Here is a 13356-nt window from a genome sequence, read left to right as displayed (position 1 = left end):
GTGCTGGGCATGGCTGGTGAACGGTTCCCCCGGGTGGCGGCGACGGCGGGACTCGCCGTGGTGCTGCTCGCCGCGATCGGCGTCCAGGCGGTCGCGATCGCCGCGAGCTGGGGCCTGCGGTACTGGCTCGTGGGCGGCGCGGCCGCCGTCGTGGTCGGCGTGCTGGCTCTGGTACGCGACAGGCAGCGCGTCGTCACGGCCACTGCCGGGCTCGTCGTCGCCGGGTCGGCCGTCGCCGCCGCCCGGTTGTTCGACCTGCCGACCGAGCCGGGGCCCACGCTGGCGCTGGCGTCGGCGGTCCTGGTCGGATCGGCGGTACGCGCGTTGCCGCCGCTGCCCGCCGGCCTGATCGCCGCCGGTGGTCTCGTGGTGGCGGCTGGGGCGTGGGCGGTGGCCCGACCGGGCGCGGGCGGGTCCGGGGTGGTGGCGCTCAGCTGCCTGTGCTGGCTCGGCGGGGTCGCCACCGGGCTGAGCCTGCGGCTGCTCGACGAGCGGGCCCGGGCCACTGCCGAGCGGGTACGCCGCGACGAGCGACTGGAGCTGGCCCGGGAGCTGCACGACGTGGTGGCCCACCACGTCACCGGCATCGTGGTGCAGGCGCAGGCCGCCCACCTGGTCGGACGGCGGGATCCGGCGCGCGTCACGGAGTCGCTGGCCGGGATCGAGGAGGCCGGCGGCGAGGCGCTGCGGGCCATGCGCCGCGTGGTGGGGGTGCTGCGCGACACCGATGACGCGCCGCCGGCCTCGGCCGGTACCGAGCAGATCGAGGAGCTGGTCGAGCGGTTCCGCCGGCAGGGCCCGCCGGTGCGGCTGCGCCTACCGGGGGAGACGGCCTGGCCGCCGGAGGTCACCAGCACCGTGCACCGGATCGTCCGGGAGGCGCTGACCAACGTGGCCCGTCACGCCCCGCACGCCGGGCAGGTCACTGTGGACGTGGCGCGGGAGCCGGACGCGGTGGTGGTCGAGGTGACCGACGACGCGCCCGGCGGGCCCGCCGAACACCGGGGCGGATACGGCCTGGTCGGCCTGCGTGAGCGCGTCGAGGCCCTCGGCGGGACGCTGCGCGCCGGTCCCCGCCCCGACGGCGGATGGTCGGTGCGGGCCTCCGTGCCGTGCGGGAGGCCGTGATGGCGATCCGGGTGCTGCTCGCCGACGACCAGGCGATGGTCCGCGGCGGGTTGCGGCTCATCCTGGAGGACCAGCCCGACATCACAGTGGTCGCCGAGGCGTCTGACGGCGTCGACGCGGTCGCCCAGGCCCGCCGGCTGCGCCCGGACGTCTGCCTGGTGGACATCCGGATGCCGCGGCTCGACGGCCTCCAGGTGACCCGGGCGCTCGCCGGGCCCGAGGTGGCCGATCCGCTGCGGGTCGTCGTGGTCACCACGTTCGACCTGGACGAGTACGTCTACGGCGCGCTGCGCGGGGGAGCGGCCGGGTTCCTGCTCAAGGACGCCGGTCCGGCGCTGCTGGTGGAGGCGGTGCGGGCGGCGCACCAGGGCGACGCGCTCGTGTCCCCGTCGGTGACGGTCCGGCTGCTGCGGCACCTGGCCCCGCCCGCCCCGCCCCGCGACGAGCGCCGCCCGGCGCTGTCCGAGCGGGAGATCGAGGTGGTACGCGAGATCGCCCGGGGCCGTACGAACCTGGAGATCGGCGCGGAGCTGTTCATCTCGCTGAGCACCGTAAAGAGCCACGTCTCGGCCGTGCAGACCAAGCTCGGCCTGCGCAACCGTACCGAGATCGCGGTCTGGGCGTGGGAGCACCGCGTGGTCGACTGAACCGTTGGCGGACGCCATACCGTACGTTGTACGTTAGTGACTGTCGTCAACGGAGGGGGACAGACGTGGAACACGCGATCCTCGCGGAGGGCCTGCGCAAGCGGTACGGGGGCAACGTGGCGCTGGACGGATTCGACCTGCGCGTGCCACCGGGCACCGTGTGCGGGCTGCTCGGCCCGAACGGCGCCGGCAAGACCACAGCCGTACGCATCCTCGCCACGCTGCTGCGCTTCGACGCCGGGCGGGCCGAGGTCGCCGGCTACGACGTGGCCGGGCAGGCCGACCGGGTACGCCACCGCATCGGCCTGGTCGGCCAGCATCCGGCGGTGGACGAGGCGCTGAGCGGCCGGGAGAACCTGGTCATCTTCGGCCGCCTGTTCCACCTGGGCCGGGCCGGGGCGCGGCGGCGGGCGACCGAACTGCTCGACCGGTTCGGGCTCGCCGACGCCGCCGACCGGCCGGTACGCACGTACTCCGGTGGCATGCGCCGCCGCCTCGACCTGGCCGCCGGGATGATCCTCGCGCCGTCGGTGCTGTTCCTGGACGAGCCGACCACGGCGCTGGACCCGCGCGGGCGCAACGAGGTGTGGGAGGCGGTACGGGACCTGGTGCGCGGCGGCACCACGGTGCTGCTGACCACGCAGTACCTGGACGAGGCCGACCAGCTCGCCGACCGCGTCTGCGTGCTCGACGCCGGGCGGGTGATCGCCGAGGGCACCCCGGACGCGCTCAAGTCCCGCCTGGGCGGCGACCGGATCGAACTGGTCGTCCGCGACGCCGCCGACCTCGCCACCGCCGCGCGCCGGCTGCGCGCGGTGGCCCGCTCCGAACCGGCTGTCGACCCGGACCGGCGGGCGGTCAGCGCCCAGGTCGGCGAGCGGGCCGGTGCGCTGACCGAGGTGCTGCGCGCACTCGACGCCGACGGCGTGGGCGTGGCCGACGTGGCGCTGCGGCGGCCCACACTGGACGAGGTGTTCCTCCAGCTCACCGCCACGCCCTCCGCCGCCCGCACCGGCGTGGAGGTGACCGCGTGACCGCGACGGTGAACCCCGCGCGCCGTGCGTCGCTGGCCGGTGACGGCCTGACGTTGACCGGGCGCGCGCTGGCGCACTGGCGGCGCGAGCCCGGCCCGCTGATCGGCTCGCTGGGCTTCGACATCCTGATGGTGCTGATGTTCGCGTACCTGTTCGGCGGCGCGCTCCAGGTACCAGGCGGCGGCAGTTACCGCGAGTTCCTGATGCCCGGCATGTTCGCCATGACCATGGTCTTCGGCATCAGCATGACCACCATGGCGGTCTCGGCGGACCTGGACCGCGGCGTCACCGACCGGCTGCGGTCCATGCCGGTGTCGCGGCTGGCGCCGCTGCTCGGCCGCGCTGTCGCCGACCTGATGTTCGCGGTGGTGACGCTCGCCGTCATGCTGCTCGTCGGCCTGGCCGTCGGGTGGCGGGCACGCGGCGACCTCGGCGACACGCTCACCGCGTTCGGGCTGATCCTGCTGCTGCGGATCGCGCTGGTCTGGGTGGGCGTCTTCCTCGGCCTGACCGTGCAGGGACAGAGCGCGGTCACGGCCGTGCAGACACTGGAGTTCCCGCTCGGTTTCCTGTCCAGCGCGTTCGTGGCGCCGTCCACCATGCCCGCGTGGCTGGGCGCGGTCGCCGAGTGGAACCCGCTGTCCGCCACCGTCGGCGCCACCCGGGAGCTGTTCGGCAACCCCGGCTGGGGCGGCGACTCCTGGGTGGCCGCGCATCACCCGCTGCTGGCGGTGCTCTGGCCGCTGGCGCTGATCGCCGTGTTCCTGCCGCTGTCGCTGCGCCGCTACCGGGCGCTCAGCCGCTGAGCCGGACCCCGGGGGCGGCCGTGCGTCGCCCCCGGGGCACGGGTCACGGCCCGGTGAGCACGACCAGCTCGCCGGTGGCCCGGGTCATCGCGACGTACCGGTCCACCGCGCCGGAGATGCCGTCGCCGAAGGACTCCGGGTCGACCAGCACCACCAGGTCGAACTCCAGCCCCTTCGCCAGCTCCGGCGTCAGCGACCGGACCCGGTCCGTCGCCGGGAACCCGGGATCGCCGATGACGCACGCGACGCCCTCGGGATGGGCGGCGAGCCAGCCGTCCACCACCGCGCGCAGCTCGGCGCGGTCGCCGTACCGCACGGGGGCGCCGTCGCGGATGGACGTGGGCACGTTGGCGTCCGGGAGCACGGCCCGGATCACCGGCTCGGCCGCCGCCATCACCTGCGCCGGGGTGCGGTAGTTGACGGTCAGCGTCGCCACCTCGACCCGGTCGAACCCGGCCCGCGCCAGCCGCTGCGGCCACGACTCGGTGAACCCGTGCCGCGCCTGCGCCCGGTCGCCGACCACGGTGAAGCTGCGCGACGGGCAGCGCGCCAGCAGCATCTGCCACTGCGCGTCGGTCAGCTCCTGCGCCTCGTCCACCACGACGTGCGCGAACGGCCCGGCCAGCAGGTCCGGATCGGCCACGCTCAACGCGCTGGAGTCGACCAGGCTGGTGCGCATGTCCTCGCCGTACAGCATGGTCATCAGACCTTCGCCGTCGTCGTAGGCGTGCGACGCGATCAGCGCGTCGACCACCGTGTCCATCTCGGCGCGCTGCGCGGCCAGCACCGCCTCGTCGCGGCGCCGCCGCAGCGACGCCTCCGGGTCGCCGACCCGCCGCCGGGCCGCGTCCAGCCACGGCAGGTCCGCGACCGTCCAGGCCCGGGCGTCGGCCCGCCGCAGCGTACGGATCTCCTCGACGCTCAGCCAGGGCACGCACCGGCGCAGGTAGGCCGGCACCGACCACAGGTCGGCCACCACGTCGAGCGGGTCGAGCAGCGGCCACGCCCGGCCGAACGCGGTCACCAGTTCCCGGTCGCGTCCCAGTGCCCGGCGGACCGCCTCCTCCGGCTCGTCCCCGCGGTACTTCTCCACCAGGATCGTGACCAGTTCCTCCCACACGTCGTCGCGGGCCTCGTTGTGCCCGACGCCCGGGCCGGCCGCCTCGAACGCCGTCGCCCAGTCGTCGGCGGTCAGCCGCAACTCGGCGTCCCCGACCCCGACAGTCATCCCGGTCGCGGGCGGCTCCTCGTAGAACCGGACCGCGGCGTCGACAGCCCGCACGACGTCCGCCGACGCCTTCAGCCGGGCCACCTCCGGGTCGGTCTCCGGCGCCGCCGCCGCGCCCTCCGGCACCAGGTCGGCCAGGGTGCAGATCTGCACGTCCTCCTCGCCCAGGCTGGGCAGCACGTCGGAGACGTAGTTCAGGTACGGCTGGTGCGGCCCGACGACGAGGACCCCGCCCCGGCGCTCGCCGAGGCGCGGGTCGGCGTGCAGCAGGTACGCGGTGCGGTGCAGCGCCACCACCGTCTTGCCGGTGCCGGGACCGCCGTCCACCACCAGCGCGCCCCGGGAACCGGCCCGGATGATCGCGTCCTGGTCGGCCTGGATGGTGCCGAGCACGTCACGCATCCGCGCCGACCGGGTCGCGCCCAGGCTGGCGATGAACGCCGACTGGTCGTCCAGCGCGGCGTGCCCGGCCAGAGCGTCGGCGGTGAACACCTCGTCCCAGTAGTCGGTGATCCGCCCTCGGCTCCACCGGTACCGGCGTCGGCTGACCAGGCCCATCGGGTCGGCATGGGTGGCGCCGAAGAACGGCTCGGCGGCGGGGGAGCGCCAGTCCAGCAGCAGTCGGCCGCCCGCGCCGTCGGTCAGGCCGAGCCGGCCCACGTACACCGGGGCCGCGCCGTCCGCGCCGACCATCCGGCCCAGGCACAGGTCCAGGCCGTAACGGCGCAGCGTACGCAGGCGCGCGCTCAGCCGCCGGACCTCCTGGTCCCGGTCGACGGCCTGCCGGCCCCGGCCGCCGGCGGACCGGCGCGTCGCGTCGAGCCGGTCGGTCAAGTCGGCGATCGAGCGGCGCAGGCTGTCGGCGATGGCGGCGAAGTGCCGCTCGTCGTCGGCGATCAGGTTCGGGTCGGCCTTGGCCGACAGACGTTCGGGAAGATCGAAAACGCTCGTGGCAGGCAGATTCAACTCGTCTCCGATCACGGGCACGGCCGAGCCTCCGCTCTTCGCGGCTTTTCGAATGCCTCGGCAATGGGTTACGGCCGGCAATTCTGCGCCACCACCCGGGGCTTGCCGCAAGACCGGGGGTGCGCTATATGTTGGTAGTGGCGGGAGAACCCGCCATTCTTTTTGCCCGAACAATTCTCGTGGCTTTTCCCGGCGTCCCGCCGACGGGCCGCGACCGGCGTGGCCGGTAGGATGACGGCACCATGTCGAAGGAGCGCCGGCGCAAGGCCGATCCCGCCCGCAGCCTGGCCCTTCTCTGGCGCACCCGGGAGCCGGCCAGCCGCGGCGCCGGTCCGGGCCTCAGCGTCGACCGGATCGTGCGCACCGCGATCGAGATCGCCGACGCCGAGGGCATCGACGCGCTCACCATGCGCCGGGTCAGCGAGGCGCTCGGCGTGGGCACCATGTCCGTCTACACGTACGTGCCGGGAAAGGCGGAACTGCTCGACGTCATGGTGGACGCCGTTCTCGGTGACCTTCCGCGCCCGGCCGACGTGCCGGGTGGCTGGCGGGGCCGGCTGGAACGGATCGCGCGGGACAATCTGGCCCTCTACCGGTCCCACCCGTGGCTGGTGCGCGCCGAGACGACCCGGCCGGTGCTCGGCCCCAACGTGCTCGCCAAGTACGACTACGAGTTGCACGCCGTCGCGGACATCGGGCTCGACGACGTGGAGATGGACGCGGTGCTCACGCTCGTGCTGGGGCACGCCAAGAGCGCGGCGCGGGCCGCGCTGGACGTGGCCGAGCTGGAACGTGAGACCGGGATGACCGACGACCAGTGGTGGCAGACGCACGGGCCCTGGCTGCAGAAGTTCATGACCGCGGGCAGCTTCCCGCTCGCCGCCCGGGTCGGCACGGCGGCGGGCATGGCGCACGGCGCGGCGTACGGGCCGGATCACGCCTTCGAGTTCGGTCTGCAGCGGGTGCTCGACGGCATCTCGGTGGTGGTCGCCGAACGTGCCGCGGGTGAGCCGGAGCGCGGGAAGACCTTGTAATCCTACTGGTTAAGTAGGAAACTCTCCGTGGGGTCGATGAGCCCTCGGCTGCCCTCCCTCGCCCGCGCGTACCCGTAGGAGCCCTCCATGAGCAACGCGCCCACGCCACCCGAACCGCCCACCGCAGGCACGTCCCGGCTCGCCTTCAGCGAGGACTGGGCCGCCACTGTCCTCGGCCTCGCGCTGCTGCTCCTGGTGCTGGTCGGCGTCATCCCCGCCGGGCTGGTGCCGTGATGGCCGCCGCACCGGAGCCCGCCGTTCGCAGCACCGCCGCCGGGCCGTCCGCGGCCTCCACCGCGGACGCCCCAGCCGCCGCGACCTCAGTGGACCGACCGGACGGTACGCCCGCGGACGCGCCGCCCCCGGCCGACCTGCGCTCCGGCGCGTTCTGGGCCTGGACCGCCGTGGGTCTGCTGGTGGTGCTCGGGCTGGCCGCGCTCACCCGCTACCTGGAACAGAACGTGCCGGTCTGGGCCGAGGGCAGCGCGATCGAGGAGGTGGCCGCCGCGATCGAGTACCCGGTCTACGCGATCCTGCTCGGCCTGCTCGGCAACCTGGTGGTCACCGTGACCGGCCTGCGCGACCGGATCTCCGCCGCGTTCCGGACCGAGTTCTTCATCAAGACCGGCCTGGTGCTGCTCGGCGCCTCGATCAACCTCGCAGTCATCGCGAGCGCCGCCGGTCCCGCCATCGCCCAGGCGCTGCTGCTGATCAGCGGCGTGTTCCTGTTCACCTGGTGGCTGGCCGGGCGTTTCGGCCTGGACGACAAACTGCGGGCGCTGCTCGCCTCGGCCGTGTCGATCTGCGGGGTGAGCGCCGCGATCGCCGCCGCCGGCGCGGTCCGGGCACGCCGGGAACAGCTCGCGTACACGGCCAGCCTGGTCATCGCGTTCGCGTTGCCGTCGATCTTCCTGCTGCCGTGGCTGGCCGACGTGCTCGGCCTCTCCGATGCGGTCGCCGGCGCCTGGATCGGCGGCAACATCGACACCACCGCCGCCGTCACCGCGGCGGGCGCGCTCGCCGGTGAGGACGCGCTCCAGATCGCCAGCATCGTCAAGGTCACCCAGAACGCGCTGATGGGCGTGGTCGCGGTGGCGCTCACCGCGTACTTCGCGCTGCGCGTGGAGCGCCGTCCGGACACCCCGCGGCCGGGGCTCGGCGAGCTGTGGCGGCGGTTCCCGAAGTTCGTCCTCGGGTTCGTCGCCGCCTCGGTGATCGCCACCTGGTACCTCGACGTCGCCGGGGCGGACGGCAAGGCCACCATGGCGATCGTCACCGACCTGCGGGTCTGGTTCCTCATCCTGGCCTTCGTCAGCATCGGCCTGGAGGTCCGCGTGTCGTCGCTGCGCGAGGCCGGCTGGCGGCCGGTCACCGTGTTCGGCGCGGCCACCGTGTTCAACCTGGTGCTCGCGCTCGGACTGGCGTCGGTGCTGTTCCACGGCTTCACGGTCTGACCGGCTGGACCTGGGCTCGTCGAGCTGGCCGGTGGTGTCCCGGGCCCGGCACGTCGCGGTGCACCTGCTCGGGCACGGCCGGCACGAGGTGGCCCGGAGGTTCGCCGCCAGCGGGATCGACAGATTCGCCGAGCCGACCCGCTGGCGCCCGGCCCGGAAGGGGTGCCGGTCCCCGACGACACACTGGCCTGGCTGCTGTGCCGGGTGGTGGACCGGGTCGTCGTCGGGGACCACGCCGTCGTGCTGGCCGAACCGGAGCTGCTGCGGCACGCCGACGTCGGGTCGCCGCTGCTCTACCACCGGGGCCGGTACGCGGGCCTGGCCGACACGACCGACCCCGGCGACCGCCGCTGCGCCGCCTGACCGACCGTCGCTATCGTGGCCGCGTGATCACCTGCGTCGTGCACTACACGATCGACCCCGCACAGATCGAGGCGTTCGAGCGCTTCGCCCGCACCTGGATGCGGCTGGTGGCACGGCACGGCGGCGTGCACCACGGCTACTTCCTGCCCGCCGAGGGCGCCAGCGACCGGGCCGAGGCGCTGTTCAGCTTTGAGAGCCTGGCGGCGTACGAGCAGTACCGGGCCCGGTTCGGAGTGGACCCGGAGTTCGTCGCCGCCGACCGGATCCGCGACGAGTCGGGCTGCGTCCTGCGGTACGAGCGCACGTTCATGCGCCCGCTCCTGCCCACCGACTGACACCCCGGCCGGCCCGGCTACCGAGGCGGGTTCGGGCCCTCCGCTGCTGCGGCGTAGCGGCGGGCCAGGCGGGCGAACGCCTCCCGCAACTCGGGCGGCCCGACCACCTCGATGTCGGCGTCGTAGCGGCCGAGCAGGGCGGCCAGCCCGGCCCACGACCAGCCGCCCTGGGTCAGACGGCAGCGATCGGGCCCCAGCTCCTCGACGATGCCGTCGCGGGTCCACGCGGAGACCGTCCGGGCGGGCAGGTCGAGGATCACCTCGCCCCGGCAGGGCCAGTCACCCGGCCCGGTGGCGCCCTTGAACCGGCCGGCGATGTACGCCGCGACGTCCCCGCCGGGCAGCTCGCGGGGCGTGAACCGGGGGCCGGTGGGCGTACGCGGGCTGATCCGGTCGACCCGGAACGTGCGCCAGTCGTCGCGGTCCAGGTCCCAGGCCACGAGATACCAGCGCCCGCCCCAGGTGACCAGGTGGTGGGGCTGCGCGCGGCGCGGCGGCGCGTCGGGAGCGGACGCCGACACCGAGTCGTAGTCGAAGCGCAGCTCCTCCCGGGCGTGCACGGCGGCGCTGAGTGTCATCAGCAGTCCCGGCTCCACGCGGGCCGCGGCGGGCGTGCCGGCCCGTTCCACGGCGATCACCCGCAGCGCGTCGACCCGGTGGCGCAGCCGGGGCGGCATCACCTGCCGGACCGTGGTCAGCGCCCGCGCGGCGGCCTCCTCGATGCCGGTCACGCCGGTGGCGGCGGTCTGCAACGCCACGGTCAGCGCGACCGCCTGCTCGTCGTCGAAGAGCAGCGGCGGCAGCGCCGAGCCGGCGCCGAGACGGTAGCCGCCCTCCGGGCCCTTGGTGCTCTCGATCGGATAGCCCAGCTCCCGCAGCCGGTCGACGTCGCGGCGCACGGTACGCGCGCTGACCCGTAACCGTTCGGCGAGCAGCGCGCCCGGCCAGTCCCGGCGGGCCTGAAGCAGGGACAGCAGGGAGAGCAGTCGCGCGGAAGTCGTCGGCACGACACGCATTCTGCCCGCAGAAGAGGACACGTACTGACCGCTACGCCTGCGAGTGTGGGCCCGTACCCGATCAGGACCGGAAGGAACCGATGACGATGACCGGCACCACCACGACCCCCACCACCCTCGACGCCGAGCGGGCCGACCTGCTGGCCGAGCTCGCCGAGGCCCGGAACATGCTGACCAACACGGTGCGCGGCCTGACCGACGAGCAGGCCGGGCAGAAGCCGACGGTCAGCGCGCTCTGCCTGGGCGGCCTGATCAAGCATGTCGCGTCCACCGAGGAGGCGTGGCTGCGATTCGTGGTCGAGGGCCCGTCGGCGATGTCCTTCGCTCTGCCCGAAGGCGTCACTTGGGAGGACTTCATGGCCGGCAAGGCCCGCGAGCTGCCGCAGTGGGCGATCGAGCGGGGGCGGGACTTCCAGATGCTGCCCGGGGACACGCTGCCGGCCATCCTGGACCGCTACGCGCGCGTCGCCGCGCGTACCGAGGAGATCGTGGCCGGCGTCGAGGACCTGTCGGCGACCTGGCCGGTGCCGGACGCGCCGTGGAACGAGCCGGGCTCGGTGCGCAGCATCCGGCGGGTGCTGATCCACGTCATCGCCGAGACGACCCAACACGCCGGGCACGCGGACATCCTGCGCGAGAGCATCGACGGCCAGACCACCACCTGAGCCGGCCGGGGCACCGGCGCCGCGGGGCGCCGGTGCCGGCCCGGCCGTCAGCCGGTCGCCGCCCGGCCCATCCGGGTGACCGCCTCGGTGAGCACGGCGGGGGAGGTGGCGAAGTTGAGCCGGACGAACCCGGCGCCGCCGGAGCCGAAGACGTGCCCGGAGCTGAGCGCCACCCGGGCCCGGTCGAGGAACATCCGCGCCGGCCCGTCCAGATCGCTGGCCACCCCCGGGCCGTCGCCCGCCTCGGTGGGCACGCCGAGGCCACGGCAGTCCAGCCAGGCCAGGAACGTGCCCTCCGGCGGCTGCCACGACACCGCCGGCAGGTGCTCGGCCAGCAGCGACCCGAGCAGCGCCCGGTTGGCGTCCAGGCCGTCGAGCAGCCGGTCCAGCCACGGCCCGCCGGCCCGGAACGCGGCGGTGTGCGCGAGCACCCCGAAGTGGCTCGGGCCGTGGCTCACCTCCTCCGGCATCCGGGCCAGGTCGTCGGCGGCGTCCGGCCCGGCGACCGCGAGCGCCGCCTTGAGCCCGGCGAGGTTCCACGCCTTGGACGCCGACAGCAGCGCGAACGCGTTCTGGGCGCCGGGCACCGTCAGGTACGGGGTGAACCGCGCACCGGGTAGCGCCAGCGGCGAGTGGATCTCGTCGGAGACCACCCGGACGCCGTGCCGGGCGGCCAGCTCCGCGACGGTGGCCAGCTCGTCGGGCCGGTGCACCACGCCGGTCGGGTTGTGCGGGTTGCAGAGCAGGAACGCCGGCCGCTCGCCGATCGCACGAGCGCGCCGGAACGCCTCCTCCAGCGCGGCCGGGTCGAGCCGCAGGTCCGCGCCGAGCGGCGCCTCGAGCACCTGCCGGTCGGCGTGCGTGACGAACGCGTAGAACGGCGGGTAGACCGGGGGAGTGACCACCACCGCGTCGCCCGGCCCGGTGACCAGGCGCAGCACCTCGACCGTGCCCATCATGACGTCGGGCACCAGCGTGGTCCGGCCGACCGGGAAGTCGGCCCAGCCCCACCGCTGCGCGGCGAACCCGCCGACCGCCTCGGCGTACGCCGTGCCGTACGCGTAGCCGGTGTCGCCCAGGTCGACCGCGCGGCGCAGCGCCTCGGCCACCGGCGGCGCCAGCGGCACGTCCTGCTCGGCCACCCACAGCGGCAGCACGTCCGGCGGGTACAGCCGCCACTTCACGCTGGTGCGTGCCCGGAGCTGGTCGAGTGTGAGCTGGGTGAGTGGGTTGCCGTCGTCGGCGGAAACGACCATGCGGCTCACCCTAGGTTCCTCCTACCATCGCCCGATGGCCCACCCGGCGTACCCGCTGCGCACGTCCCGGCTGCTGCTGCGCCCGGTGACGCTCGACGACCTCGACGACGTGCACGCCTGGCAGCGCCGTCCGGACGTGGTCCGCTGGATGGCGGGCGCCGCCCCGCGTACCCGGGCGGGGTCCCTGGCGTCGGTGACCGCGATGGCCGGCGAGGACGCGCTGCGCGCGGAGGGCGACTGCCTGACGCTCGCCGTGGTGCGCGACGGGCGGGTGATCGGCGCGGTCGAGCTGGTGTGGCGCAGCGCGGCGGACCGCACCGCCGAGCTGGGGTACGTGTTCCACCCCGACCACGGCGGCCGGGGGCTGGCCACGGAGGCGGCCGGGGCGCTGCTGGACTGGGGTTTCGGCGAGTTCGGGCTGCACCGGGTGGTGGCCCGCTGCCACGCGGACAACGAGCCGTCGGCGCGTCTGATGGCCCGGCTCGGGATGCGGCGGGAGGCGCGGCACGTGCGCAGCTACCGGTTCCGGGGCGGGTGGGCCGACCAGCTCGTCCACGCGATCCTGGCCGACGAGTGGCGTGGCCGCTGAGCGGCCGGATCAGGAGACGGTGACGGGATCGCCGACGCGGATCTCGCCGGTGGTCTCCGGGACCAGCCGGATGCCGAACCAGGTCTTGCCGTCGTGGCGCCGGTGCCGGGCCAGCGTGCGGATGGGCTCCTTCCCGCTGGCGAGGGTCTGCGGGTCGATGAGCGTCACCGAGCAGCGGTCGCAGCGTTCGGAGACCCGGAAGTCGACGGCGCCGATGCGCACCCGTGTCCAGCCGTCCTCGGCGAACGGCTCGAACGGCCCGTCGAGCACCACAGTGGGCCGGAACCGGGCCATCGCCAGCGGCTCCGGGGCCGGTTCGCCGCGTTCCAGCGCGCCCTCGACGATCCAGTCCCGCAGCCGCCGCAGCGACGGCGCCGTGGCGACCAGCAGCGGCCCGGCGTCGGAGAGGTTGAGCGGGTCACCGGGCCGGCCGCCGTGCTCGGCCGACATCGGCCGGCGGCGCGGGTCGTCCAGCCAGGCCAGCCGCACCGGCCGGCCCAGCCGCGCGGAGAGCCAGTCGTGAGCCTCGTCGGCGGCGAGCCGGACCGTGTCCAGCCGGGACACGTCGGTCGGAACCGGCGGCCCGTCCACCGGCTCGGCGACCGTCAGCGACGACCCGTCGCGGGCGGTGAGCGTGAGCGACCCGGGCCCGGGCGCGGCGGTCAGGCCGAGCAGCGCCGGCAGGGCGGTCGAGCCCACTTTGCCGCCGTCGGGGCGCAGCACCACCCAGCGGCGGTCGTGACGCAACCCCCACGGCTGGACCTCGGCCCGGTCGACGTCGACGCCGCCGAGGGACTTGACCGGATACAGGTGGGTCGAGACCAGACGCGTCATC

General features: G+C 74.7%; 15 protein-coding genes. 11 read left to right on the top strand and 4 right to left on the bottom strand.

Features of this window, described 5'->3' with window-relative positions; genetic code table 11:
- Positions 1-9 precede the first annotated feature (9 nt).
- The 4 genes from A8711_RS26785 to A8711_RS26770 all read left to right on the top strand — a co-directional run bounded on the left by A8711_RS26785 (position 10) and on the right by A8711_RS26770 (position 3615).
- The gene (locus A8711_RS26785; RefSeq protein WP_064446502.1) at positions 10-1128 is read left to right on the top strand and encodes a sensor histidine kinase; all 1119 of its coding nucleotides are present in this window, start codon (positions 10-12) and stop codon (positions 1126-1128) included.
- The gene (locus tag A8711_RS26780) at positions 1128-1775 is read left to right on the top strand and encodes a response regulator transcription factor (RefSeq protein ID WP_064446501.1); all 648 of its coding nucleotides are present in this window, start codon (positions 1128-1130) and stop codon (positions 1773-1775) included. The genes A8711_RS26785 and A8711_RS26780 overlap by 1 nt, the downstream gene beginning before the upstream one ends.
- A 65-nt stretch (positions 1776-1840) precedes the next feature.
- Positions 1841-2809, top strand: coding sequence for an ATP-binding cassette domain-containing protein (locus tag A8711_RS26775; protein WP_069089713.1), 969 nt, complete (start codon positions 1841-1843; stop codon positions 2807-2809).
- Positions 2806-3615, top strand: coding sequence for an ABC transporter permease (locus A8711_RS26770; protein ID WP_069089712.1), 810 nt, complete (start codon positions 2806-2808; stop codon positions 3613-3615). The genes A8711_RS26775 and A8711_RS26770 overlap by 4 nt, the downstream gene beginning before the upstream one ends.
- Positions 3616-3658: 43 nt before the next feature.
- Here the strand turns inward: A8711_RS26770 and helR are convergent, their stop codons facing one another.
- Entirely contained in the window at positions 3659-5830 is a 2172-nt protein-coding gene (helR, locus tag A8711_RS26765) for an RNA polymerase recycling motor ATPase HelR (protein ID WP_083297111.1), read from the bottom strand.
- A gap of 221 nt (positions 5831-6051) precedes the next feature.
- Here helR and A8711_RS26760 point away from each other — a divergent pair, with 221 nt between their 5' ends.
- The 5 genes from A8711_RS26760 (at position 6052) to A8711_RS26745 (ending at position 8995) form a co-directional block, all read left to right on the top strand.
- Positions 6052-6843, top strand: a complete 792-nt coding sequence (locus A8711_RS26760) for a TetR/AcrR family transcriptional regulator (protein WP_069089711.1) — start codon at positions 6052-6054, stop codon at positions 6841-6843.
- 87 nt (positions 6844-6930) lie between these two features.
- A complete protein-coding gene (locus A8711_RS32530; protein WP_176722891.1) occupies positions 6931-7077 on the top strand; it encodes a hypothetical protein in 147 nt (48 codons plus the stop codon).
- On the top strand, positions 7077-8297 hold the full coding sequence (locus tag A8711_RS26755; RefSeq protein ID WP_083297110.1) for a YeiH family protein: 1221 nt from the start codon (positions 7077-7079) through the stop codon (positions 8295-8297). The genes A8711_RS32530 and A8711_RS26755 overlap by 1 nt, the downstream gene beginning before the upstream one ends.
- A 162-nt stretch (positions 8298-8459) precedes the next feature.
- A complete protein-coding gene (locus A8711_RS32990) occupies positions 8460-8660 on the top strand; it encodes a flavin reductase family protein (protein ID WP_233607791.1) in 201 nt (66 codons plus the stop codon).
- 23 nt (positions 8661-8683) lie between these two features.
- On the top strand, positions 8684-8995 hold the full coding sequence (locus A8711_RS26745; protein ID WP_043324181.1) for an NIPSNAP family protein: 312 nt from the start codon (positions 8684-8686) through the stop codon (positions 8993-8995).
- Positions 8996-9012: 17 nt separating this feature from the next.
- On the opposite strand, the gene A8711_RS26740 is transcribed toward A8711_RS26745, so the two are convergent.
- Entirely contained in the window at positions 9013-10011 is a 999-nt protein-coding gene (locus A8711_RS26740) for a YafY family protein (RefSeq protein ID WP_069089710.1), read from the bottom strand.
- Positions 10012-10097: 86 nt separating this feature from the next.
- On the opposite strand from A8711_RS26740, the gene A8711_RS26735 reads away from it, so the two are divergent.
- Entirely contained in the window at positions 10098-10676 is a 579-nt protein-coding gene (locus A8711_RS26735) for a DinB family protein (RefSeq protein ID WP_069089858.1), read from the top strand.
- A 47-nt stretch (positions 10677-10723) separates the two neighbouring features.
- Here the strand turns inward: A8711_RS26735 and A8711_RS26730 are convergent, their stop codons facing one another.
- Positions 10724-11932 carry a MalY/PatB family protein gene (locus A8711_RS26730; protein WP_069089709.1) on the bottom strand — a complete coding sequence of 403 codons (1209 nt, stop codon included), beginning with the start codon at positions 11930-11932 and terminating at the stop codon, positions 10724-10726.
- A 34-nt stretch (positions 11933-11966) separates the two neighbouring features.
- On the opposite strand from A8711_RS26730, the gene A8711_RS26725 reads away from it, so the two are divergent.
- Positions 11967-12521, top strand: a complete 555-nt coding sequence (locus tag A8711_RS26725; protein ID WP_043324175.1) for a GNAT family N-acetyltransferase — start codon at positions 11967-11969, stop codon at positions 12519-12521.
- A 9-nt stretch (positions 12522-12530) separates the two neighbouring features.
- Here A8711_RS26725 and A8711_RS26720 read toward each other — a convergent pair whose 3' ends face one another.
- Positions 12531-13355 carry an MOSC domain-containing protein gene (locus A8711_RS26720; protein ID WP_043324173.1) on the bottom strand — a complete coding sequence of 275 codons (825 nt, stop codon included), beginning with the start codon at positions 13353-13355 and terminating at the stop codon, positions 12531-12533.
- Position 13356: the final 1 nt, after the last annotated feature.

Origin of the sequence: Micromonospora sp. II, from assembly GCF_001709195.1 — a bacterium.
Classification (GTDB): Bacteria; Actinomycetota; Actinomycetes; order Mycobacteriales; family Micromonosporaceae; genus Micromonospora; species Micromonospora chalcea.
The sequence above is the reverse complement of the archived record's forward strand: the minus strand, read 5'-3'. Positions and strand labels throughout refer to the sequence as shown.